The organism is Pseudobythopirellula maris, assembly GCF_007859945.1.
Classification (GTDB): domain Bacteria; phylum Planctomycetota; class Planctomycetia; order Pirellulales; family Lacipirellulaceae; genus Pseudobythopirellula; species Pseudobythopirellula maris.
This window is the reverse complement of record NZ_SJPQ01000003.1, coordinates 632,356-655,081: the sequence shown is the minus strand read 5'-3', so window position 1 is coordinate 655,081 and position 22,726 is coordinate 632,356. Positions and strand designations below refer to the sequence as shown.

The following is a 22,726-nucleotide window of genomic DNA, read 5'->3' as shown; positions in this document are numbered from 1 at the left end:
GAGCGGCCGTGGCCCCCCGTACCCACCTGCCTTGCTGGATCGCGCCGTCGCCGCTGCGCCGCCGGCCTGCGCGATTTGCGCAAATCTTGTACCGCTTCGCGGGGCGGGCATTCCGGTGCAGTATCTAGGGCGGCAGCATAGGGGCGGCTGGCGTGGAGGGCAGCCGCGGCGTGTAGGGTGCAGTCGCTTGGCTCGTTGCGGCGTCCCCTGGTTGGGGGCGCTTTTGACGCCGAGCGTGTGGGCGGCGGCTTTCTGCGAATTTTGCGGCCTCTCGTCGTCGAAAAAGGCTCCCCTCGGTTTCGCCTCTGAGTAGAATGCCTGCGGAGAAATGGCGCGGCGACCGAGCCGCCCGTCATGCGTTTCGCAGAAAGGCCAAAGCACTCATGGGGAAGCGGCGACTAGACATCGATCGCCATTTGAAGGAGTGGCCCTTCGAGTTTGGTGAGGTATCGGCGCGGAAAGTCAGCATCGCAACCACCGCTCGAGAGACGGGTCGCGACGTGCTCCAGTTGCGTGTCGACATGGGCCTTCTGCAGATGGAGCTCGTGGGCCGGCCCGATGGCGTCCGTCCCGAGGGATTCGACACCTACTACGACTACCTCATCGCCTCGGCCTTTGAGGAGGGCGAGGACTTCTTGCTCACCGCCGAACGCTGCGTCGAGATCGATCGCGAGTTCGTTCAGTTCTACCACCGCCGTGTGGCTTGGTTGTCGTTGCGTGAGTACCGGCAAGCGATCCTCGACGCCGATCACACGCTGGCGCTGATGAGCTTCAGCACAGCCCACGCCCCCGACGAGCACTGGGCCGAGTTGCACGAACAGTACCGTCCGCTGGTGCTGTTCCACCGCACTCAGGCAGGCGCCTTGGCGGGGGTGAGCGAGCGCAACCCCCGCGCCGCGGTCGTGTCGATCGACCGGGGGCTCCACGACCTGCGCGAGGTGTTCCGCCACCAAGGTCTCGCCGATGAGTTCGACCAGGACGAACTGATCGTCAAGCTCAAGGACATGAAGAGCGCCCTAGCCACGCAGTTCGACTCCCAGCCTTCGCTCGATGAGCAACTCGCCGAGGCGGTTGCGAGCGAACAGTACGAACTGGCCGCCGAGCTGCGTGACCGTATCGCCGACGGCCAGCGTACGATCGGCTGAGCTAGCAACGCATTCTCTTCGGCGTTGTCTTCTTAAGTTCCTAGTTGGATCGCTGCCTTGCAGTCGCGGCGTCTGCTGTCGCAGCTGGCCCGAGATATTTTCTTCGCCCGGCTCGACTCCCCAACACTTCAAGACCTTGCAAAACGTGCACGGAGCGAACCTGCTGTTTCGCGTCAATCCCGATTGGCGCCCCTTTCTTTCATGCGTGTTGGGTGATTTCTGGCTCTCGGCACAAACTTTGGCGCGCGTCGTGCGTAATGCATAAGCGTCGACAAGGCCACGCCGGTCGGGCTGTCAGGAGACAGCAGGCCGAGCACGGCAAAGTGGCCGTCGACAACAGACACGCCGCGGAAGGGTTCCACGGCATGCCGGCGGCTTGAAGGGAGAGGCGTCTCCCCCCGCCGGCGCCAAAACCGCCAACCAATGGAGTGATAAAATGTTGGTGCTCACACGGAAGCAGCAGGAATCGATTCAAATTGGCGAGGACGTGACCATCACGATCCTCCGGACCAAGGGCAAGACCGTGCGGCTGGGTATCGAGGCGCCGCGAGGCGTTTCGGTCTTGCGAGGCGAGTTAGTAGCGGGTCGAGACAACGACGACACGCAAGCCGGCGCGGGCAAAGAGCCGCAGGCCTTGTCGATCGAGCTCGAGGAGACCGAGGGCGACCACGACGCGGCCGAGACCGCCGAGTCCGAGGTGCAGTTCAGCCGCGTTTCGAGGTCGCGCGTCGCGACGATACTCCCCGAGGTGCTCGGCGAATCGGGACCGCTGCGATCGATGCTCGACCGCCGCAGCGCGATGGCGTCCTGAGACGCACGGCTATCGAGTCACGCAACCTTAAGAGGCGGCGGACTCCAAGAACGCTTTTCAAACACGTTGCTCTTGGCCATTGAGGCGAAGCCCTCACGCCAGCGGTCAGCGGACCGACGGCGGCGCCCCGAACAACGCCTGCCCTGCCCCGCCCGGCGACGGAACGCCTGCGGAGGCGCTGCTGCTGTAGGCCGCAGCGCCGGCTTGCTTGACGCCACCCGTGATGGTCTTAGGCGTGTTGGTTTGGGGCCCGGCGGTTTCATACGCAACGCTCTCAGGCACGGCGACCGAGGTGAGCCGCACCCCCTGCCCCGGGGTTGGTGGCGCCATCGGGTGCGGCTGGTCCAACTTGGCGGCCGCGGACGTTGCTCCATAAGGAAGCGTTTGCAGCGCGTGGGAGTGGGCCAGCAAGATCCGGCGGACCTCGGCGATGCTGTTGTCGTGACGGTGGATCGCCACGTGCTCGGCCGGCACGTAGATTTGCGATTCGAGGTGCGGCAGGCCATCGAGCCGCGCGCTGTCGAGCGAAACCACGCCGTCGCCCGGCTCGCTGTAGAGCTTGCTAACGCCCTCGTGCTCCAGGCGTCCGATGATGTTGTGGTAGCTGACCCACGGCGCTGGGGTGGCGTCTAGCAAGGCGGGGAGCACCGGCGAGTTGGGCGAGAGCGAGTCAATGCTCGTCATGTGCCGCGCCGCCATCTTTGTGTTGAAGAAGCCCGGGTTGTCGCGGAACAACTCGCGCCGCCGCGCCATGAGGTTCATCGGCGCCGCGATCAGCTTGTTGCCTAGCCAGCGGGTGAAGCCGTTCGAGTACTCGCTGCCGCGATGCGGGGTGCCGATCGTCACCACCCGCCGCACCGAGGGGTTGGGGCGGAAGAAATATTGATCGTTCAACTGCGACTTCGTTGGCTCGTCGGCGACGAGCTCCTCAAAGTTGCGGTCGCTGATGAGCCGCCAGAATCTGTCGCCGCTGTCGACCGTTTGCAGCCGCGAGACGAGGCCCCCCATGCTGTGGCCTACTAGCACCATCTGGTCGAGCGCCGGGGCCGCGTGGCTCGGGTCGAACGACCGCCGCAGGCCGGTAAGGTCCTCGCGCATCTGCTGGGCCGTGATCCAGAACGGCTTGCCAGTCGGGTAGAGGTAGAACCAGAACTGGAACCGGTCGCGGATCCGTGGGTCGCTCCGCAGGTCGTTGTACATCTCCATCCACGTCACCGGGCTCGACCACAAGCCATGGACGAGCACGACGGGGATTTTATCGGGGTCAAAACGTTCGAGCAGGTACACCCCCTGCAGCTTCTCCACGCTGCCGGGGTTCAGCAGCCCGATGGTCGAGATCTCACGCTCGCGGAACTCGGGTTGCGAGAGGAAGTAAGCGAGCGGCGTGCTCAGGTCGGTCGCCAGCGGCGCCACCTTGCCGCCGATCGGCGCCAGGGCCGCCTCGGTCGGATCGCGTAGCTCGACGACATACCGAACCTGCCCATGCTGCGTGGTGAGTGGATCGGGATAGGCCAGGTCGCCCTGCGGCTCCTGGTGGGCGACCTGCGTCAGGGTCGTGGTGTCGCCGGGCTCGACGACCCGCACGTAGGCGGTGAGTGGGAAGCAAAGCTTCTTGGGATAGAAGCGTTCGCTCGGCAGGCTCTCGTCCTGCGGGGCGCGGATCGCGATCAACGGCGCCCCGAGACCCTCGGAGCTGTAATGGTTCTTGAGGCCGTCGATCTCGTAGTCGCCGGCGAACTCGTAGCGGTCGAGATCGCTAGGGCCCCAGCCTTGGGCCATCAGGACGGTCTCGTAGAGGCAGTCGCGCCCCGGCAAAGGGACCGGTCCGCGAGCGCCGGCCGGCAGGCCATCCTCGCCGCTCAGGCCGGCTAGCCAGGCGCGCATCGCCCTGTTGTAGATCGCCGTGGCCTCGCGGAACTCAAGGGTGGTCTGCCCCCCCTTAAGCGACTTCGAGGCGTCTTTCACGCAGCGGTGGGCGTGCAACAAAGCCTCGCTGTAGAGCGACTGGCCGCTCTCGAGGTGCGACGCGTTCCGGGCGCTCACGTAGGCCAGGTCGCTCAGCGCTCGCTCACGGTCTTGGAGCGGCTCGTCGGCCGCTGCGGCCTCGAGGCGGTGAATGAGAGTAAACCGATCGCCACTCAACTCACCGGCCAAGCCCTTGCGTTCAAGCAGCGCGAGGGTCGCCGGGGCAAGGGTGTCGTGATGGCCAAAGAAACGGCCTGGGTCGATCGCGACGTAGTGCGAAGAATTGGAGCGGGGGCGGATCCACTGCTCTTGCGACGCGCAGCCCACCAGCGGCGCCGCGAGCAGCAAAGCCGCCAGCAGCACGCGAGTCGAGGCGGGCTTTCCGTGCCGGGTAGAATGCAAAGGGTTTCGCCAGGTCGGTCCATCGACGGCGTTCGGCCCGCGCGCAGCAGGCCGATCTGTAGGTTCAACGGCCGGCAGATTAGGCGAATCTGCGGACTCTCGTCAACGCGGATCCGCAAGCTGATAGCTCTGCGGCCATGCGGCCGGTGGGCCTTTCCCCACCGGCCTTCCCCCCTCCCCTCGAGGGGCCAGGCTGGGCGTCTCGCAGTGGGACGCGAGTCAGATGCCGGCGCCGGTGGTCAGGTCGACCGAGCCCGCCATGTCCACGGGAACGCTCAAGCGGGGCCCGCTGAATGCCGCCAGCGGGCGCGAGCTAGGGCGATCGTCGCCGACCTCGTTCGGCGGGGCAGTCGAGGGGGCGGCCTGGACGGGCAAGTCGACCTCGAATTCGGTCGCCGCCTCACTGAGTTCGCCTCTCAAGATCCGCACGTCACGCGGCGCGCTCAGCGCGATCGTGACCCGATTGCCGGCGACGCGACGCACCTCAACGGTGATGTCTTCGCCAATATTGATTTTTTCACCCGCTTTGCGGCTCAGCACTAACATGTTTCGGTCCTCCAATTTCCTTACGGACAGCGTGGCTCCAGCGATGGGAGCTGCTTTCGCGTGATGCGACGGCATTCTCTTTACGCATCCCGCGTGCCAGTGGATGTGATCGGCCGATCGATTGCGCGCAAGTTGTTTGCTGGTAGTTGTTTGAGACAACGAAGAAAAGCATTCTTTCTTGTCTGGTTTGTGGGGCGTTCCCTGACGCTCGGATTTGGCGTCTCATTGCGAGACGCCAGTCCGAGATTGGGACACCCGGCGTCCCCTGCCCTTTGCCGCTTGGGCTGAATCGTGTGCTGACAGCGTGAGGAGAGCTCGTGCGGCGTCCTGTGGCGAAGTCCGCCGCAATTTAGCTTTTAGAACTGTGGCGCCGGCTCGCGGGTTGCCGGTCGGCTGCTCGGTGCGCTACGATCCGAGGCATGTGCGAGCTGACGGCCACTGCGGTGCGGAAAGCTGGTGCGGCCTGATGGGATCCACCTAACGAAAGCAAGAATAAAGTCATGGCTGACATTGAAATCGACCTCCAGGCTTGCCGCGATCGCCAGCAGCGACTCGTGGCCGAGATGCAACGCCTCTCTTGTGATCTGTGCGTGCTTACCCGCATGGAGTCGGTTCAGTGGCTCACCGGCGCAAGGGTCGGGCCGCTCTTCAGTCCCACCGCATCGATCGATCTCGACGGTCGTGTGACGCTCGTGCTGCCGGGTCGCAAGGTCGACACACCCGCCGCCGCCGACCAAGTGGTTGGCTACGAGGAGAAGCGTCTGTCAACCATGTGCGACGCTAACGAGCAGGTGCAGGCGAGTCTCGACGCGCTGTTCAGCCATTTTGTTGGCGCGCCAGAGAAGATCGGCTGTGAATTCACCTCGGCGCCGATGAAGCTCTCCTCGGTGGGGAGTGGCGAATGGCTCGATATCGACGCCTTGATGTTCCGCCTGCGGCGAAAGAAAGACGCCTACGAGCTGGCGCTGATGGCGCGGGCGAACGAGGCGAACCGGGCGATGTACGAGCGGGCCCGCGAGATCATCGAGCCGGGTCTCAGCGAGCTCGACCTCTACAGCGAGCTGCACCGCGTGGCGGTGGCCGAACTGGGCGAGACGCTCACTTACTTTGGCCAAGACTTCCGGGCGAATGCCCGCGGGGGCGCCCCTCGCAATCGCAAGGCCCAGGCGGGCGAGTTGTGGATACTCGATCTGGGGGTCGGCCTTCGTGGCTACCATACCGACAACGCCCGCACGATCGCGGTCTCCGAGCCCACGGACGAGCAGCAGCAGGCGTGGGATGAAATCGCAGCGGTTTTTCCGATGATCGAGCAGCGGGTCAAGCCGGGGGTGAGCTGTCGCGAGGTGTTCGACGAGTCCAAGCAGATGCTGGCGCCCGCCGAGCCTTGGTTGTTCAATCATCATTTGGGGCACGGCGTGGGTTTGGCGCCGCACGAGGGGCCGCACCTCAATCCCAACTGGGACGACACCTTCGAGCCAGGCGACTACTTCACTGCCGAGCCCGGCCTGTACCACGAGGACCTGAAGCACGGCATCCGGCTCGAGCAGAACTACGTGGTGACCGAGACCGGGGTCGAGCTGCTCACGGACTGGCCGCTCGGTCTGAAGTAAGGCCGCTGGGGAGTCTCTGGCGTCCTTGTGAGGAAGCTGCGCGGTCGGCTCGCTGAGGTCGCCGACCGCAAAGGCCGAACACAGGCGCCTTTGCCGCTGTCTTGTGTGGCAGCGGCGTGTCGGTCTTGACCCACACGGGCTTGCCTCTAAACTCCGCCGCGATTCGGTCCGCTCAGGACCGGTCTCCCGCCCGCGACTCGGAGTGCTCTGAAGTGTCCGCCGATACCCAGCTTACCGGTTTTGTCGACATCCACAGCCACCTGACCCCCGGCATCGACGACGGCGCCGCCGACGTCGAAGACTCGCTGGCGATGGCCCAGCTCGCCGTCGACGAGGGGATCAAAACCATTATCTGCACGCCGCACCAACTCGGCGGGTACGCCGAGAACAAGGGCGACGACATCCGCCGCCGCGTCGCGGCGTTGCAGGAAACGCTCGACACGAACCGCATCCCGCTGCAGGTGTTGCCGGGCGCCGATGTGCGGATCGAAGACGGCATGATCGACAAGCTCGCCAGCGGCGAGGTGGTGTCGCTCGGCGACCACCGCAAGCACGTGCTGCTCGAGTTGCCCCACGAACTCTATTTCCCCCTCGAGCCGGTGCTCGATTCGCTCGAGCGACTGGGGATGACCGGCGTGCTGTCGCACCCCGAACGCAACCGCGGCTTGCTGCATCAACCGGCGATCATCGAGGAACTCGTCGAGCGCGGCTGCCTGATGCAGGTGACAGCGGCGAGCCTGATTGGCGGCTTCGGCCAAGCGAGCCAGGCGATGGCCGAACGGATGGTCAAGCGAGGTATGGTCCACTTCCTGGCGACCGACGCCCACAGCCCCAAATCGCGCCGACCGATGATGCGCGGCGCGTTCGCCCGGGCGACCGAACTAGCCGGTGAGGGCGCCGCCGTGCTTTGGTGCCGCGAGTTCCCGCTGGCGGTGGCCGAAGGTCGCCCGGTCCCGGCGGGGCCGACCAAGGTGCAGCCTCCCAAGCGTTCCTCTTGGATGGCTTGGGGGCGATCGGCTTGAGACGCGAGCTGACGGAGCATCTATCGCGGAGGCGATTCCTAGCGGCCGGTGCGGCGGTCGCCGCGGGCTCGCTGTGCGGCGTGGCCGGGGCTTACGAGCCGCCGGCTTGGGTCGATCAGCGGGCCGTGGGGCCGTTCCTGTGCCGTTCTGAGTTTCCGCTGCAGGGCGTTGCAGCCGCGCTCGACGATCTGGCGGGGCTCGAAAAAGAGTTGCGACGCGTCTTTGCCTTGAGGCCCTGCAAGGGCCCCATCGAAGTGCTCTTGTTCCGTAACGCGGCTCAGCATCGCGGCTACCTCGAGCGGCGTTATCCGACCGCGCCTTATCGGCGTGGGCTCTACGTCAACCAGGGCGGCCGGTCGGTGGTGTTCGTCTACCGGCAGCCCGAGTTTGAGATCGACTTGCGTCACGAGTGCACGCACGCCTTGCTGCACGCCGACCTGCCGATGGTGCCGCTGTGGCTCGACGAGGGCATCGCCGAGTACTTCGAGGCGCCTCCCGAGGAGCGGGCGTTTCATCACCCGCACCTTGTCCCGGTGCGATGGGGGGTGAGGCTGCGTCGGTTTAAGACCGTTTCGGAGTTGGAGAGCAAGCACAGCGTCGCTGAGCTCAGCTCGAGCGACTACCGCTACGCGTGGGCCTGGACGCATTTCATGTTGCACGGCCCCGAGCCGGCTTCTCGGGTGTTGTGGGACTACCTCTCGGCGGTGCGCAAGATGGCGAGCCCGGGCAAGATTTCCGAACGGCTCGCCGAGGCCATGCCAGATGTCGAGCGTCAGTTCATCGATCACTTCAAGGGGTGGAACGCCAGGGTGGCTTCGGCCGGTTGAGTGCGCTTATTTAAGTGGGAGTTGTTTGAGGGTTAGGCCGTGACAACGAGCGGCAGCGAGGGCCCTTAGGGTGAGCGGGGCGATCCACTCACTCATGGGCCGTGCGGAGTTACCGTAGTACGGTGTCTCTGGGTGATTCAATCTGCTGGCGATGGTCGAGTTAGAGGCAAGTCGGATGATGAGCTTGCAGCGGACGGAGTTTTTTTATATTTCCGGCGTCGATTGCCTTAAGCACGATGCGGCGGGCGACGATGACTAGCGATAGTCTGAAGCTATTTACCGGCGCACGCGTGCTAGCACGCGTGGGCGGCGGATTCGATGAGAGGCCATGGGCGGCGTTCGCCTTGCTGGGGGGCAGGCCGATCAAGGAAGAAACGCTTTTCAACTAAAAGGAATGGAAGACATGAAACGCATTCGCTTCGTGCAACATGCGGCTGCCGCGCTCGCTTGTGTTGGGATGCTATTCCCGGCCGGCACGTTTGCAGCACCGGTCGAGGTCGCCAATCCGGCCCTCGATATCGCCCTGCAAGAGGGTGGCTTATTGGTCGGTCAGGTGGTCGACGCCCAGGGCGCCCCGCTCACCAAGGCCGATGTCTCGATCCGTCAGGGCGGTGTTGAGGTCGTGAGCGTCAAGACGAACGAAGAGGGCGTCTACGCGGCCAAGGGGCTGCGTGGCGGTCTGGTGGAAGTGGTCGCGGGCGAAGGCCGCGTGGCTTACCGCCTCTGGGAGCCGCAAACCGCCCCTCCGGCGGCCAACAAGTCGGCCCTCATGGTCACCGGCGCCGACGTGGTCAACGGCCAGTTTGGCTTCGGTGGCGGTGGCGCGATGGACTTCATGCGTCAGCACCCGATGCTGGTCGCCGCAGGTATCGCCACGGCTATCGCCGTGCCGCTCGCCCTGGCCGACGACGACGACTCGGCGAGCTGAGTCGCAGCTGCTGGGATAATACGACGGGAACTCAAGCATCCCCGCGGTCCGAAACCGGGCCGCGGGGATGCTCTTTTCATGCGCTGACCGCGCTGCTACCCTCCCGCCGCGAACCAGCCACGCGACCCGCTCCCGCCGCGACGCGTGCCCCACCAGCCGACCCAGAGAGGGATCTCGCATGAAATCCGCGAAAACGATTGCTGCTGTATTGTTGATAGCCGGCCTGGCGCCAGCGGCTCAGGGCCAAGAGCCGCCCACCGCGCCCAGGCCGCTCTCCGCGAGCGTCGAGTCGTCTGCGGCCGACGCCATGTCCGCCAAGCCCGCCAAGCCGGCCCACGTGGCGATGACCAGCGACGGCTTGTTCCGTGGGCGCCTGGTGGCGGCCGAAGGGAAACCGATTGGCGGCGCCGAGGTCCGACTCACCGCCGCCAACGGCGAGACGGCCCTGGCCCGCACGAACCGCAACGGCCAGTTCGCCTTTCGCGGCGCCAAGGGCGTGTGCGTGGTCGAGTCGAGCTACGCCAGCCGCACGTGCCATGTATGGACCGCCGATGCGGCTCCGCCGAGCGTGGAGAAGCAACTCGCTTTGGTCGAGGCGCCGCTGGTGGTGCGTGGGCAGCACGCCGCCCCTTTCCATGCCAATCCGATGGTCCGCAAGAGCAAGCAGATGATGGCCAAGCCGGGCGTGGCGGCCACGGTGCTCGGCCTCGGCATCGCGGCTCCGGTGATCATCCATAACGTCAACCAAGACGACGATCCCTCGAGCTGAACCCAGATCCGAGGACCCATGGCACGCTGTGCCAAGCTGCCGATCGTGGCGGGTGAGCCGTTACGGTCGACATATCTTCCGCCGCTCGCCTCACCGGTCGCCGCGCCGGCGGCGCCGGCCGACGACCTCGCCATCGGACCGATTGGTCTCGATTGTCGATCGCTGCGTTGCCGATTCCTTCACGAGAGCCTGGTGGGGGCGATCGGACCCCCGCACCTGACGGCTCGCACTGGGGCGTCGTCCCTAGGCATTCGTGATCTAGGCGGGGAGACGTGTGATGGGCTGGGGAGTTTTGCGCTACGCCCGGCTAGCCTATTTCTCGAAGGCGCCCGCCGAGCGGCAACTGTTTCGCCTGATCAAGCAACGCAGCGTGCGTCGGTTTGTCGAGGTCGGTGTCGGTTCGCTGGAGCGATCGGCCAAGCTGCTGGAGTTCGCCGCCTCGATCGCCGCCGAGGGCGAGATCACGTACGCCGGTTTCGACTGGTTCGACGAACGTGACACGTCGCTAGAGCGTTTGCGGCTGATCGACGCCCACCGCCAGCTGCGCGACACGGGCGCCTCGGTAAGGCTGACCCCTGGCGGCCCGACGGCGGGGCTCGCAGCACTGTCCAATTCGCTGCAGGACAGCGATTTGATTCTGCTTTCGCGTCACGCCAGCGACGAACTGCTCTCGTCGGCTTGGTTCTTTCTGCCACGGATGTGCCACCCCGGCACCATTGTTTTGCGTGAGCCGGCCAACGCCGAGGGAGACGCGGACCAGTGGGACGACACACCGCTCGAGCAAATCAGCGAGCTGGCGGCCGCTTACGCCCCCTCGCGTCGTCTGGCGGCCTGAACACGGCATGAAGCATGTCCCCCGCCCCTTTGCCAGAGGCTTCTGCGGGGCCTCGTGGCGGATCTGAGGGGGCGCCACCCCCGATGTGTTGTGCGGCGCCGCACCCACGGCGGCGTCGCAGCAGATTTAGGAGTAAACCGGATGGTCAATCCCGTCGTATGGGACAAGAATAGAGGCCCCGGTACACACTCGCACGCGGCGATGCAGTCATCGCCCACGGCGCCTTACTCCCACCCGGCCTCCCACCGCCATGTTGGCTCACGATTCATCGAGCGACGGCCAGTTCGACCTGGCCGAAACCATCGAGTCACCCGCTCGGGAGCGTTCTTCGCTGCGTGGTGCGGCGTTTTCTGACCCGAAGCTCGATAGCCACAGCTCGGGCGCGTTCCGAGCGGCCGCCCGCGGCCTGGTGCGTCTGGTGGACGGCGCTTCGCCGCACCTCTCGGGCGAGACCCAGGGCCTGCTCCGCCGGCGGCTGCTGATCGCCTCGTCGCTGTTCTTCATCGCTTTCGCGGTGTTCGAGCTGCGGTTGCTGGCGTTCAACGACGCGCCGACCTGGATCGCCGTGACGCACCTCTGTGTCACGGCGGTGCTCGGCGCCGTGGCGGCGACGCTGGCGTCGAAAGCCCCCCTGTCGCTCGGCAAGCTGCGTGTGGCCGAGCTGCTGGTGTTCGGCGACCCGGCGTTCTACTTCGTCATCCTCAGCCAGCAGAAGCTGCAGCTCGCGGCCAACCTGCCAGAGGGCGCCCACCTGCCGGTGATCCTCGCCCCCTGGATGATGCTCATGTTCACCTACGCGTTGTTCATCCCGAACAACTGGCGGCGGGCGTTGGCGGTGATCGGCGCGATGGGCGCCCTGCCGTTGCTCGTGATCTTCTTCCAGCACCGTCTCTGCCCCGGTTTCCAGGCCTGCATGCTCCGCGACGAGTACACGAACTACCTCTCCGAGCAAGTGCTGATCACCGGCGTGAACGTGCTGATCGCCACGGTGGGGGTCTACACAATCAACTCGCTGCGCCGTCAGGTGTTCGAGGCGAAACAACTCGGCCAGTACCGGCTCAAGGAGCTGCTGGGGTCGGGCGGCATGGGCGAGGTCTATCTGGCCGAGCACCAGATGATGAAGCGCCCCTGCGCGATCAAGGTGATCAGGCCCGAGAAGGCCGGCGACCCGCGCACGATGGCCCGCTTCGAGCGCGAGGTCCGCTCCACCGCCAAGCTCTCGCACTGGAACTCGATCGACATCTACGACTACGGCAGCACCGAGGAGGGCGTGTTTTATTACGTCATGGAGTACCTGCCGGGCCACAACATCGGCGAGCTGATCGGCGATTACGGCCCGATGCCGCCCGCGAGGGTGGTCTACCTGATGGACCAAGTCTGCAAGGCGCTCCGCGAGGCGCACGGCATCGGGCTGGTGCACCGCGACATCAAGCCGGCCAACCTGTTTTGCGCGTACCGCGGCGGCGAGTTCGACGTGGCGAAGCTGCTCGACTTTGGTTTGGCCAAGCCGGTGACCGCATCGGCCGATGCGGAGCTGACCCAAGAAGGCTCGATCACCGGATCGCCGTTGTTCATGTCGCCGGAGCAGGCCGCCGGCGAGCGTGAGGCCGACGCCCGCAGCGACATCTACTCGCTCGGCTGCGTGCTGTTTTACTTGCTCACGGGCCGGCCGCCGTTCGATCACCAGAAGTCGGTGCGGGTCATCATCGCCCACGCCACCGAGGAAGCCCCCTCGCCGCGGTCGATCAATCCCGATCTGCCGATCGAATTGGAGGAGATCGTGCTCCGCTGCCTGGAGAAAGACCCCGAGCTGCGGTACCAGGAGGTCGAATCGCTGCGGCAGGCGCTGCTCGACCTGGAACTGGCCGACGAGTGGTCCAGTGAGCACGCCGCCGACTGGTGGGCCCAGCACGGCTGCCCCGAACGGAAGGCCAAAGCGGCCGCAATCCTCGAGGCGGCGGCCGTTTAAGGCCGATATGCCCAGAAGTGGGGCCTCTCAGCCGCTACCCCGCGGCGAACCGGCGCTCTAAACTATCTGTCTTGCCCCCCAGCCGAGGACACGAACCCTTGGCCCGCTGACCGGATGGGGCGTTGCGGCCTGTTGGTTGTTGCTATTGGCGGCTGCCCGCAAAAAGCGACAACCGCCGACTCCCGTTGGCGGCTGGGGCCGCCCGCTCCGTTTCAGCACACGCTGTTTCGTTCAATCCACCACACGCTCTCACGCCAAATATGCCCTCCCCGCGCACACTCTTCGAAAAGATCTGGGACCAGCACGTTGTCCACGCCGAGGAGGGTCGTCAGACCATCCTTTACATCGACCTGCAGCTCGTGCACGAGGTCACCAGCGCCCAGGCGTTCGAGGGGCTTCGGCTCGCCGGCCGCCCGGTGCGCCGCCCCGAACGCACGATCGCCACGGCCGACCACAACGTGCCGACCAGCGACCGCTCGCTGCCGATCCTCGACCCGATCTCCAAGACGCAGATCGACAAGCTGCGCACCAACTGCTCCGAGTTCGGCATCAAGCACTACGACATCCACGACCTGAACCAGGGGATCGTGCACGTGATCGGGCCGGAGATGGGCTACACCCAGCCCGGCATGACGATCGTCTGCGGCGACAGCCACACGAGCACCCACGGCGCCTTCGGCGCGTTGGCGTTCGGCATCGGCACCAGCGAGGTGGAGCACGTGCTCGCCACGCAAACACTGTTGCAGTCGAAGCCGAAGACCCTGGAACTGCGTGTCGACGGCGAGCTCGGTCCCGGCGTCACGGCCAAGGACATGGTGCTTTACCTGATCGGCCAGATCACGACCAGCGGCGGCAACGGCTACTGCATCGAGTACACCGGCGAGGCGGTCCGCTCGCTCTCGATGGAGAACCGCATGACCGTGTGCAACATGTCGATCGAGGGGGGCGCCCGCGCCGGCATGATCGCCCCGGACGACACGACGTTCGAGTACATCAAGGGCCGCGACCACGCCCCCAAGGGCGCCGCGTGGGACGAGGCCGTCGCTCGTTGGCGTGAGCTGCCGACCGACGAGGGCGCCAGCTACGACAAGTCGCTCGTGTTCGCTGCGGCCGACATCGCCCCGCAGGTCAGCTGGGGAACGAACCCCGGGCAAGTGGCGAGCGTCAACTCGCGGGTGCCCAACCCGGCCGACTTCACCGATCCGACCGACCAAAAGACCACGGCCCAGGCGTTGGAGTACATGGGCATCGAGGCGGGCCAGCCGATCACGGATCTCAAAATCGACCGCGTGTTCATCGGCAGCTGCACGAACGGCCGCATCGAAGACCTGCGCCTCGCGGCCCAATTCGCCAAGGGCAAGAAGGTGGCGGCGGGTGTCGACGCGATGGTCGTGCCCGGCAGCGGATTGGTGAAGAAGCAAGCCGAAGAGGAGGGCCTCGACACGATCTTCAAGGAGGCGGGCTTCGACTGGCGCGAGGCGGGCTGCAGCATGTGCCTGGCGATGAACCCCGACAAGCTCGACCCGGGACAACGCTGCGCGTCGACCTCCAACCGCAACTTCGAAGGCCGCCAGGGCCGCGGCGGACGCACGCACTTGGTGAGCCCCTCGATGGCCGCCGCTGCGGCGGTGGCGGGGCACTTCGTCGACGTGCGGGAAGTGACCTAAGGCGTTGGACGAAATAGTTCAAAAAGATGTCGATGCAAAGGGCTGGACTGCCCTGAGCATTTTCGATGGCGAACCGCCGTTCGTTTATACCGCAGGTTTGTCGAAGACGTTTCAGCACCCCGAGGCAATCGTCTTTGGACTTTCTCCAGAAACTGCTTCCCGTCTCCTCTCGGATTTCGTAGATGGCTTGCGGTCTGGACTCCGTTTCGACCAGCCTGGAATTTATCAGGATGATGTGTTCGCAAGTGCGGTAGGGATTCGTGCCGTACACGAGTCCAAATACGAGCTCTACCTAGGCTACGCTATGGGGTTCTGCAGGCGTAACTCCGTTGAACTTTCAGCCGTACAATTGTTTTGGCCCGACGAGAACGGGATTTTCCCATTCGATGCAGGGTGCAACGAGCAAGCCTTTGAATTGCAGCCCCGGCTTGATATTCCACTAACACTATCCGAATGCGATGAGTTTCGATGGATGGACGACATGTGATGCGCCTTCATCGGTTCTTGTTCGCCGTCAAATCTCTAATCGAAATCTTTTTCCCATGACCCCCTTCACCGTACACACCGGCTTGGTCGCCGCCATGGACCGGGCCAACGTCGACACCGACCAAATCATCCCCAAGCAGTTCCTCAAGCGGATCGAGCGTACGGGCTTCGGCGAGTTCTTGTTCTGGGACTGGCGCAAGAAGCCGGACGGCTCGGACGACCCCGAATTCGAGCTCAACAAGCCCGAGGCCGCCGGCGCCAGCGTGCTGCTCGCCCGCCGCAACTTCGGCAGCGGCTCGAGCCGCGAGCACGCCCCGTGGGCGCTCGAGGACTACGGCTTCCGGGTGATCGTGGCCCCCAGCTTCGCCGACATCTTCTACAACAACTGCTTCAAGAACGGCATGCTGCCGATCATGCTGAGCGAGGAATTGGTTGAGGAGCTGTTCCAACGCGCCGCGAAGCACCCCGGCTACGAGCTCACCGCCGACCTGGAGAAGCAGGTGCTCACCGACGCGCACGGCTTCGAAACGCCGATCGAGGTCGACGAGTTCCGCCGCCACTGTTTGCTCAAAGGCCTCGACCACATCAGCCTGACGCTGGAGCACGAGGACAAGATATCGGCCTACGAGGCGCAGCATGGCGTGGGCGCCTAGAACCATGGGGGCCTTGGGGCTGGCGGCGGCCTTGCTGCTTCTCGGCCTCGCAGCGCCGCCCGCCGTCGCCCAGAGCGTTGAGACGCTCCTCGAAGGACTGCCGTCGCCCGCCGCGCTCGTCGTCAGGCCCGACGGCAAGCCGGACCACTTCGAGCTGTACCTCGCATCGTCTGAGCCGGCCGAGTTGATCCGCGTTGTGGTGGAGCACGGTGAAGCGATAATCGCGTCAGTGGCGCCACGCGAAGATTCGGCCGACGTCGCGCCGATGGCTCCCTTGGCGTTCTTGACCAAGCAGACGCTAATCTCCGCCTCGGCAACGCCAGGCGTGCTGCTTGCGTTGCGGATGCGGCCTTCCGGCGATGGGGGCTTGGTTTACGTCGCCCAGCCAACCAAATCGGCCGACGGCCCCGCCGGCGCCACGCCAGTCGCCGCCCTCGCCGCTAATGGCCGCCACGTCTTCGCCGTGGGCGAGGGCGGGCTGCTGAGGGCGTCGCACAGCGGGGTGGGCGTCTCGCCGCTCGGCCCGTTCGGAGAATCGGAGCATCCCCGTCAAATCGCGATCAGTCCCGACGGCTACCTAGCGGTGCTCCAACAAGGCGAGAGCGAAGACACGATCGCGTTCTACGATCCGGCCCAGCCCGCAGCCGAGCCGCGCACGACGATGCCGATCGGGCTGAAAGGCGCTGTGGCGATCGCCTACGGCGCCCTGCCCCGCCCCGTCGACAGGCTTCTGTACGCGTTAGTCAGCGACCCCCAGCAGCCAGGCGGCGATGGCGTTTACCGCCTCGACGCTGCGCTCGGCGCCACGGGCCACGCGGCTTGCCGGGCGACGCCTGTCGCGGCGGTCGAGAACGCAACGGCGATGGCTTTTGGCGCTGATGGGGCGCTCTACCTCGTCGCCGTTCACGAGGGCCGCGGGGCGCTGCTGCGTCTGGACGACTCGCTGTAAGCTGTAAGCAGACCACCGAAAGCCCTCACGAGGACCCGATGCCGACCCGACGCGAGAAAATCGAGGCGATGCTCGCCGACGAGCCCAGCGACGTGTTCCTGCGCTACAGCCTGGCGATGGAGCTCGACAAAGAAGCCAATCACGAGGCGAGCCTCGCCGGCCTCGCCGAGTTGCAGTCGGACGACCCGCCCTACGTGCCGGCCTTCTTCATGGCGGCGCAGCAGCTGGTGCGGCTCGAGCGCGTGAACGAGGCCCGCAAGGCGCTGCGCGAAGGGATCGAAGAGGCCCGCAGTCAAGGCGACAGCCACGCCGCCGGCGAGATGAGCGAGTTCCTCGCCTCGCTCGGGGCGGCTGGCGAATAGCTCCGCGCCTTTGCGTGAGGCTTACTCGGCGTCGCGGCCGAAGCAGACCAGGCACATGTCGTCGCTCTGGGCGAAGCCGGCGACGAACTTACGCACGTCGGTGAGCACGTGGTCGCCCAGGTCGGCCACGCCGCCGCAACCGGCGCCCACCTGAGCGGCGAGCCGCTCCATGCCGTACAGGTCGCGCGCCTCGTTCATCGCCTCGCTGAAGCCGTCGGTGAACAGCGTGACCGAGTCGCACGCGGCCAGCTCGAAGCGTTCCTGCTCGAACTCGTAGCCCTCCATGATGCCGATCGGCAGGCCGGAGACCTCCTCGGCGATGGTCTCGACTTCGCCGCTCGCGCGCCGCAACATCGGGCCCATGTGACCGGCGTTGACGATCGTCATGCTGTGGTCCGCGGGGTCGACCACGGCGAAGACCATCGTGACGAACCGGTCCTCGAGCCCCTGGGCGCAAAACGAGTCGTTCACGCGCATCACGGCCGTGGCCAGGTCGTTCTCCGTGGCGAGCGCGAAGCGGACGTCGCTCGAGAGCTTGGCCATGATGATGGCCGCCGCCACGCCCTTGCCCGCCACGTCGCCCAGCACCACGGCGAACCGGCCGTCGGGCAGAGGCACGTAGTCGTAGTAGTCGCCCCCCACCTGGCGGGCCGAGTCGTAGTAGTCGAAGAACCCGTAGCCGGGCGCCTCGGGCGGCCCGTCGGGGAGCAGCGCCCGCTGCATCTGGTGGGCCAGTTCCAGGTCGCGCTCTAGCCCCCGCTGCTCGACGATGCGGTCGTGCATCTGGGCGTTGTCCACGGCCACGGCCGCCTGGCTCGCCACGGCGGCCAGCACCTCCAGGTCGTCGTCGCTGAAGCGGTGGTTCTGGTTCAGCGTGTCGATCTGGATCACGCCCAGCACCTCGCCCTCCGAGCCGATCATCGGGGCGCACATCATCGAGCGGATCTTGAAATCGGCGATGCTCTGCGCCATGCCGAACCGCTCGTCGCTCGCCGCGTCGGCCGACAGGAACGCGCGCTTGCCGCTCACCGCCTCCTCGACGATGGTGCGGCTGATGCGCATCCTCTCCTCGACGTCGGCGCGGCGGCTCTTGGAAGCGACCGGCACGAGCGGCGCCTCGGGCTCGGGGCGCATGATCACGAAGCCGCGGTCGGCTTGCACGAAGATCGTGAACAGGCTGTCGAGCAGCTTGGGCAGCACGTCGTCGATCGAGAGCACGCCCATCAGCGCGTTGGAGATCTCCACCAATGCGGCGAGCTTGACTTCGGGCCTTGCCGACATCGACCAGCTGTCGCGGCCCGTCAGATCGAGCGTCGCCATCACGTTCGACTTCTCGCCCAGGTCGTCCTCGGCGACCATCTGCACGAGGCTCGACGCGGGCTCCTTCGGCACGGTCCCGGCGCCGTACAGGCTGCTCTCTTGGGGGTTGCGTCTCAGGTTGTCATCGGCGCCGCTGCTCGGCTCGGTGCTCGCCGCTCCGGCGGGGGTGGCCTCGTCCTCAAACACGAACTCCTGGTCGCAGACCAGCAACTTGTCGCCGCTGCGCAGCGGCGTGCGGCCGATGATCTTCTGGCCGTTGACGAACGTGCCGTTGCGGCTCCCCAGGTCCTCGGCGAAAAAGCGACCCTCCTGATGCAGGATCGTGGCGTGGCGCCGGCTCACGGCCGCCACGTCGAGCGCCACCTCGCACTCGGAGCTGCGCCCGATCACGCTTTGCTCGGCGTCGATCGTGTACCGCCGATTCGGCTCGGCGCCAGTCAAAACTCGCAGGGATGCCATCGCTTGGGCCGGGATAGTCGCCCCCTTGTGGGGGGCGTCGCCAGGGGGAAAAAGAACGCCGCGCCCGGTTGCAGGGCGAGGCGGTTGAACAGCGAGAATCTTACGGCATGCCGTCGAATTGCGGAAGCCAAGCGGCGCTGCCGCCAGTCGATCCGGGCCTTGATTTGCGACCGATTACGACGTAACTTAACGGGTCTTCCGCAAGCAGCCGGGTCTCGCCCCTAGCGACCTACCCGCTGTTGGCGGCCCGCTCTTGGCGGCTTTGCGATTGGGGATTGGTGTAATCGGTAGCACGACGGATTCTGATTCCGTTAGTCGGGGTTCAAGTCCCTGATCCCCAGCTTCTTTCTTCTTTATCGGTAGCACGGCCCCCGACTAAGCCTCGTCGCCTCGTCAGGGGACGCGTCCATCGCTCGCTCGGAGCGAAGGGGCGTCTCTCTCAGATCGCCTCGCTGCCTCGTTCGCCGGTGCGGATTCGCACACAATCGTCCATCGGCAGCACGAAGATCTTGCCGTCGCCCAGCTCGCCTTTCTGTCCGGTGCGGCCCCCTTTGACGATGGCGCTGATCGTGGGCTCGACGAACTCGTCATTCACCGCGATCTGCAGCTGCACCTTGCGCAGCAGGTTCACGGAGATCTCGTGCCCGCGGTAGAGCTCGGTCTGGCCCTTCTGGCGCCCGAAGCCTTGCACGTCCATGATCGTCAGCCGCACGACCTCGACCTCGGAGAGCGCCGCCTTGACGTCCTCGAGCTTGTTGGGCTGGACGATCGCGATGATGAATTTCATAGAGAGAGATGAGAGTTCGGAGGCCAGAGTTCGGGTGCCGCGGGGGCCGGCTCACGTTTTTCGAGTCTCTCATTCTTATCGATACGATCAAAAAAAGAACGGGTCCCCGTTGAAGACGGGGCCCGTTCGTTGCTTCTCGGATCTCTGACCTCCCGCCTCTCACCTCACTCCCAAAAGACACCCCGGCTTGGGCGGATCAGGCGGAGGACCCACCCAAGCCATATGGGGCGTCCTTCTGGACATGGGGGGCGTGTAAGCGGGGGGGTGATGGTCGCTCCAGTGGGCCGCGTGGCGCGGTCGAAGAAATAAAAATGCCCCGCGGCCAAGTCGAGCCAGGCGGTAAACTCGGCCAGGCCGCGGGGACTTGTGTTCGGTGAAGACGCGTCGGGGTTGAGCCCGTCACGGCGTCTATCTTGTGACTCTGTGCCGCTTGGTAGCGAGCGTCTCTTAAAAACGATCCCTCGACCCGGACGAGCCAGGCGGATAACCCGCCCGGGCCGAATAGGGATCTGTAGTCGTCTCGCCTTCCGAGCGGGTCCGTCCGCGTGAAGGGCTTTCGCTTCAACTCCTGGTCACCCTCAGTGGGTGTAAGCCGACATGCCGTGCTCGCTCACGTCGAGGCCCTGCTGCTCCTCTTCGACCGAGACCCGGAGCAATCCGAAGGCCTTCAGCACGGAGAACAGCAGGAGCATCGTGAAGAACGCCCAGGCACAGATCGCGACGGCCGAAACCGTTTGGACAACAAGGTTCGTGTCGCCAGCTTCGAGGTAACCGTTGGGCAGGATGCCGATGGCGATACAACCCCACAGGCCGCACAGGCCGTGGACCGGCCAGGCGCCAACCGGGTCGTCGATCTTCAGCTTGTCGAGGATCATCACGCCAACGATCACGAGCACGCCGGAGACGGCGCCCACGAGGATCGCCTGCCAGGTGCTCATGCAATCGCAGCAGGCGGTGATGCCAACCAAGCCACCGAGGATGCCGTTCAGGCCCATCGAGAGGTCGGGCTTGCCGAACATGATCCAGCTCAGCAGCGTGGCGACGATGCCGCCGGCGCCAGCCGAGAGGGTCGTGGTGATCGCACAGTGCATCGTCATATCGATGTCGCCGGTGCCTTGGAACGCCAGTTGGCTGCCGGGGTTGAACCCGTACCAGCCGAACCACAGGATAAACACGCCCAGAGCGGCGAGCGGCAGGTTGTGGCCGGGCATCGGCATCGACTTGCCGTCGACGTAGCGACCCAATCGCGGCCCGAGGATAATGGCGCCAGCCAGACCGGCAAAGCCGCCCAGGCCGTGGACCACAGCCGAGCCGGCGAAGTCTTGGAAGCCCCAAGCATCCGCCCAGCCACCGCCCCACTTCCAGTAGCCGCTGATCGGGTAGATCAGGCCGGTGAGCACAGCGCTGTAGATCAAGTAACCGCCGACCTTCATGCGGCCGGCCACGGCGCCCGACACGATCGTCGCCGCGGTGGCGGCGAACACGGCTTGGAACAACCAATCACACTCGGGGGCGAAGACGCGGTCCGAGGCCTTGGCGTATCCATCGAGGCCAACACCGCCGAATCCGAACCAGCCGTTGCCGCTGCCGCCCTCGTAGAGGTCCGGGTACATGAGCCCGAAGCCGATGAGGAAGAACAGCAGCACACCAACGCAGATGTCCATCGAGTTCTTGAACAGGATGTTCACCGCGTTCTTCGACGCGTTGAAACCTGCCTCGACCATCGCGAAGCCGGCTTGCATGAGGAACACCAGCACGGCGCAGAAGAACAGAACCGCGTTGTCGAGGGCGTAACCGACGCCCAGGTCTTCCGCCGGGGCTTCCTCTTCGGCGGCCGCTTCTTCGGCTTCTTCAACCGGAGCCGTTTCGGTCTCAGCCGCCTCTTCCGCGACGGGAGCCTCGGTCTCGGCGTCTTGCGCGTAGGCACGTGTTGGCAACATCGTGGCGAACAAGCCGGCGAGCAACAGCATCGCTAGGCCTCGCCGCATGAAATCATCAGTCATGGACAAGTCTTCCTCTCATCAATAAGTGAACGTGCAGAAGGATCGTAAAAGGCCTCTCAGCTCCGTCTCCGAAGCCACCTCCGCAGCCGAGGGCCTGCCGCCTGCTAGACTCAATGCGTCGTGGGCCGAAGCGACCCGGAGGGAAACGCGGTGCTAGCGATTCGGCAATTAAGCAAGCAGTGTGCCAAGAGTGGCCCACCGCACTCAGAAAAGTTCATTCCTGAGCCAAAACCCTTGTTTTCAAAGGGTGTATTCCACAAGAAGTTCTGCTTGTGAGGCGCGCCGACACAGCAGATGCACGCTCAGCAGGCAGGCGAGGCACGCCCGTTGGGCATAAGCTGTGCCGAGCCAAGACGAGCCGCCGGCGTGAGCCGGCGGTGGTTTTCCGACGTGTCGGAGTCTCCGCCAGCGCAGAACCACCGCCGGCTAACGCCGGCGGCTCGCGATTGGCTTTGGTTGCGCGTTCTGATTAGCCTGCGGGGATGGCCCACTGGCTGCTCACCAGCACGACTTATGGCTCTTGGCTGCCTGGCGACGAGCGGGGCAGCGTCGCCTCGGTACGAGAAAGAAGACCGTACGACTCCCAATCGGGGTCTATCAGAGTCGAGCACAACTTGCCCGGTGAGACCTACGAGCCGCCGTTGCCCGGATTGTGGCACGCCTCCGTGGCGAAATTGAAAGGGCCCCCGGTCCGGTTCACGAAGGGGAATGCGGAAGCCTTGATCCCGCAGTTTCGAGAGACAGCCCGCTATCGTGGATGGGAATTGCGCGCCGCGGCGGTGATGCCGGACCACATCCACTTGGTTGTTGCCGCCGCGAGCGAATGCGATCCTGGCGACATGCTGGGCGACTTTAAGTCCTACGGCAGCCGAGCTTTGAATCGGGCCAATCCGCGTCCGCCCAGCGGTACTTGGTGGACCGCGCGAGGCTCGAAGCGAGTCTTGCGCAACGAACGCGCGTTGCACGCCGCGATCCACTACGTCCTCCACAAACAGAAAACCGCGCTGCTAACCTGGCCCCACCCCAGCGAGCCGCCGGCGTGAGCCGGCGGTGGGTTTCCGGCGCGTCGGAGTCTCCACCGGCGCTAAACCACCGGCGGCTTACGCCGCCGGCTCGCCCCCGCGGCGCGCACAAAAAAAGCCGCCGGCCCCCCAAGGGGGAGCCGGCGGCTGGTCGTATCGCTTAAACTCTTACGCGGTCGCTCAGTAGTT

General features: G+C 65.4%; 20 protein-coding genes and 1 tRNA gene. 16 read left to right on the top strand and 5 right to left on the bottom strand.

The features are described 5' to 3' along the window. Positions 1-500 precede the first annotated feature (500 nt). Positions 501-1,145 (top strand): UvrB/UvrC motif-containing protein, encoded by a 645-nt coding sequence (locus Mal64_RS15385; RefSeq protein ID WP_231993783.1) that lies wholly within the window; start codon positions 501-503, stop codon positions 1,143-1,145. A 436-nt stretch (positions 1,146-1,581) separates the two neighbouring features. Continuing rightward, positions 1,582-1,956: a carbon storage regulator gene (locus Mal64_RS20320; RefSeq protein ID WP_146401825.1), complete on the top strand. Its 375-nt coding sequence runs from the start codon at positions 1,582-1,584 to the stop codon at positions 1,954-1,956. 105 nt (positions 1,957-2,061) lie between these two features. Here Mal64_RS20320 and Mal64_RS15375 read toward each other — a convergent pair whose 3' ends face one another. Then, positions 2,062-4,323, bottom strand: a complete 2,262-nt coding sequence (locus tag Mal64_RS15375) for an esterase/lipase family protein (protein ID WP_146401823.1) — start codon at positions 4,321-4,323, stop codon at positions 2,062-2,064. A gap of 219 nt (positions 4,324-4,542) precedes the next feature. Continuing rightward, positions 4,543-4,869, bottom strand: coding sequence for a carbon storage regulator (locus Mal64_RS15370; protein ID WP_146401821.1), 327 nt, complete (start codon positions 4,867-4,869; stop codon positions 4,543-4,545). Positions 4,870-5,369: 500 nt separating this feature from the next. Between Mal64_RS15370 and Mal64_RS15365 the strand changes: the two genes are divergently transcribed. The 12 genes from Mal64_RS15365 to Mal64_RS15310 all read left to right on the top strand — a co-directional run bounded on the left by Mal64_RS15365 (position 5,370) and on the right by Mal64_RS15310 (position 16,946). Beyond that, on the top strand, positions 5,370-6,479 hold the full coding sequence (locus Mal64_RS15365; RefSeq protein WP_146401819.1) for a M24 family metallopeptidase: 1,110 nt from the start codon (positions 5,370-5,372) through the stop codon (positions 6,477-6,479). Between the two features lie 212 nt (positions 6,480-6,691). Continuing rightward, complete coding sequence (locus Mal64_RS15360) at positions 6,692-7,501, top strand: tyrosine-protein phosphatase (protein ID WP_146401817.1); 810 nt, start codon at positions 6,692-6,694, stop codon at positions 7,499-7,501. Further along, positions 7,498-8,328 (top strand): hypothetical protein, encoded by an 831-nt coding sequence (locus Mal64_RS15355; protein ID WP_146401815.1) that lies wholly within the window; start codon positions 7,498-7,500, stop codon positions 8,326-8,328. Before Mal64_RS15360 ends, Mal64_RS15355 begins: the two co-directional genes overlap by 4 nt. 403 nt (positions 8,329-8,731) lie before the next feature. Next, positions 8,732-9,256 carry a carboxypeptidase-like regulatory domain-containing protein gene (locus tag Mal64_RS15350; protein WP_197525805.1) on the top strand — a complete coding sequence of 175 codons (525 nt, stop codon included), beginning with the start codon at positions 8,732-8,734 and terminating at the stop codon, positions 9,254-9,256. 178 nt (positions 9,257-9,434) lie between these two features. Beyond that, entirely contained in the window at positions 9,435-10,025 is a 591-nt protein-coding gene (locus tag Mal64_RS15345) for a carboxypeptidase-like regulatory domain-containing protein (RefSeq protein ID WP_146401811.1), read from the top strand. Between the two features lie 277 nt (positions 10,026-10,302). Then, positions 10,303-10,860, top strand: coding sequence for a hypothetical protein (locus Mal64_RS15340; protein ID WP_146401809.1), 558 nt, complete (start codon positions 10,303-10,305; stop codon positions 10,858-10,860). Positions 10,861-11,110: 250 nt separating this feature from the next. Further along, entirely contained in the window at positions 11,111-12,829 is a 1,719-nt protein-coding gene (locus Mal64_RS15335; RefSeq protein ID WP_146401807.1) for a serine/threonine-protein kinase, read from the top strand. 260 nt (positions 12,830-13,089) lie between these two features. Then, complete coding sequence (leuC, locus tag Mal64_RS15330; RefSeq protein WP_146401805.1) at positions 13,090-14,496, top strand: 3-isopropylmalate dehydratase large subunit; 1,407 nt, start codon at positions 13,090-13,092, stop codon at positions 14,494-14,496. Positions 14,497-14,500: 4 nt separating this feature from the next. Continuing rightward, positions 14,501-14,983 carry a DUF4262 domain-containing protein gene (locus tag Mal64_RS15325; RefSeq protein WP_146401803.1) on the top strand — a complete coding sequence of 161 codons (483 nt, stop codon included), beginning with the start codon at positions 14,501-14,503 and terminating at the stop codon, positions 14,981-14,983. A gap of 55 nt (positions 14,984-15,038) precedes the next feature. Continuing rightward, the gene (gene leuD / locus Mal64_RS15320) at positions 15,039-15,635 is read left to right on the top strand and encodes a 3-isopropylmalate dehydratase small subunit (protein WP_146401801.1); all 597 of its coding nucleotides are present in this window, start codon (positions 15,039-15,041) and stop codon (positions 15,633-15,635) included. Next, positions 15,619-16,584: a hypothetical protein gene (locus tag Mal64_RS15315; protein ID WP_146401799.1), complete on the top strand. Its 966-nt coding sequence runs from the start codon at positions 15,619-15,621 to the stop codon at positions 16,582-16,584. Before leuD ends, Mal64_RS15315 begins: the two co-directional genes overlap by 17 nt. A 38-nt stretch (positions 16,585-16,622) precedes the next feature. Further along, entirely contained in the window at positions 16,623-16,946 is a 324-nt protein-coding gene (locus tag Mal64_RS15310) for a hypothetical protein (RefSeq protein ID WP_146401797.1), read from the top strand. Between the two features lie 21 nt (positions 16,947-16,967). Here the strand turns inward: Mal64_RS15310 and Mal64_RS15305 are convergent, their stop codons facing one another. Beyond that, positions 16,968-18,725: a SpoIIE family protein phosphatase gene (locus Mal64_RS15305; protein ID WP_146401795.1), complete on the bottom strand. Its 1,758-nt coding sequence runs from the start codon at positions 18,723-18,725 to the stop codon at positions 16,968-16,970. Positions 18,726-18,994: 269 nt separating this feature from the next. Between Mal64_RS15305 and Mal64_RS15300 the strand changes: the two genes are divergently transcribed. Continuing rightward, a tRNA-Gln gene (locus tag Mal64_RS15300) sits at positions 18,995-19,066 on the top strand. A gap of 98 nt (positions 19,067-19,164) precedes the next feature. Here the strand turns inward: Mal64_RS15300 and Mal64_RS15295 are convergent. Together Mal64_RS15295 and Mal64_RS15290 are read right to left on the bottom strand one after the other, a co-directional pair. Next, the gene (locus Mal64_RS15295; RefSeq protein WP_146401793.1) at positions 19,165-19,512 is read right to left on the bottom strand and encodes a P-II family nitrogen regulator; all 348 of its coding nucleotides are present in this window, start codon (positions 19,510-19,512) and stop codon (positions 19,165-19,167) included. A gap of 578 nt (positions 19,513-20,090) precedes the next feature. Next, positions 20,091-21,515, bottom strand: a complete 1,425-nt coding sequence (locus Mal64_RS15290) for an ammonium transporter (protein WP_391570434.1) — start codon at positions 21,513-21,515, stop codon at positions 20,091-20,093. Between the two features lie 614 nt (positions 21,516-22,129). On the opposite strand from Mal64_RS15290, the gene Mal64_RS15285 reads away from it, so the two are divergent. Continuing rightward, the gene (locus tag Mal64_RS15285; RefSeq protein WP_197525804.1) at positions 22,130-22,558 is read left to right on the top strand and encodes a transposase; all 429 of its coding nucleotides are present in this window, start codon (positions 22,130-22,132) and stop codon (positions 22,556-22,558) included. Positions 22,559-22,726: the final 168 nt, after the last annotated feature.

What these genes read in the sequence shown, in the direction of transcription:
- Mal64_RS20320 (WP_146401825.1), top strand. Translation starts at nt 1,582, where the DNA reads ATGTTGGTGCTCACACGGAAGCAGCAGGAATCGATTCAAATTGGCGAG.
- Mal64_RS15370 (WP_146401821.1), bottom strand. Translation starts at nt 4,869, where the DNA reads ATGTTAGTGCTGAGCCGCAAAGCGGGTGAAAAAATCAATATTGGCGAA.
- Mal64_RS15365 (WP_146401819.1), top strand. Translation starts at nt 5,370, where the DNA reads ATGGCTGACATTGAAATCGACCTCCAGGCTTGCCGCGATCGCCAGCAG.
- Mal64_RS15350 (WP_197525805.1), top strand. Translation starts at nt 8,732, where the DNA reads ATGAAACGCATTCGCTTCGTGCAACATGCGGCTGCCGCGCTCGCTTGT.
- Mal64_RS15345 (WP_146401811.1), top strand. Translation starts at nt 9,435, where the DNA reads ATGAAATCCGCGAAAACGATTGCTGCTGTATTGTTGATAGCCGGCCTG.
- Mal64_RS15340 (WP_146401809.1), top strand. Translation starts at nt 10,303, where the DNA reads ATGGGCTGGGGAGTTTTGCGCTACGCCCGGCTAGCCTATTTCTCGAAG.
- Mal64_RS15335 (WP_146401807.1), top strand. Translation starts at nt 11,111, where the DNA reads ATGTTGGCTCACGATTCATCGAGCGACGGCCAGTTCGACCTGGCCGAA.
- leuC (WP_146401805.1), top strand. Translation starts at nt 13,090, where the DNA reads ATGCCCTCCCCGCGCACACTCTTCGAAAAGATCTGGGACCAGCACGTT.
- leuD (WP_146401801.1), top strand. Translation starts at nt 15,039, where the DNA reads ATGACCCCCTTCACCGTACACACCGGCTTGGTCGCCGCCATGGACCGG.
- Mal64_RS15315 (WP_146401799.1), top strand. Translation starts at nt 15,619, where the DNA reads ATGGCGTGGGCGCCTAGAACCATGGGGGCCTTGGGGCTGGCGGCGGCC.
- Mal64_RS15310 (WP_146401797.1), top strand. Translation starts at nt 16,623, where the DNA reads ATGCCGACCCGACGCGAGAAAATCGAGGCGATGCTCGCCGACGAGCCC.
- Mal64_RS15305 (WP_146401795.1), bottom strand. Translation starts at nt 18,725, where the DNA reads ATGGCATCCCTGCGAGTTTTGACTGGCGCCGAGCCGAATCGGCGGTAC.
- Mal64_RS15295 (WP_146401793.1), bottom strand. Translation starts at nt 19,512, where the DNA reads ATGAAATTCATCATCGCGATCGTCCAGCCCAACAAGCTCGAGGACGTC.
- Mal64_RS15290 (WP_391570434.1), bottom strand. Translation starts at nt 21,515, where the DNA reads ATGACTGATGATTTCATGCGGCGAGGCCTAGCGATGCTGTTGCTCGCC.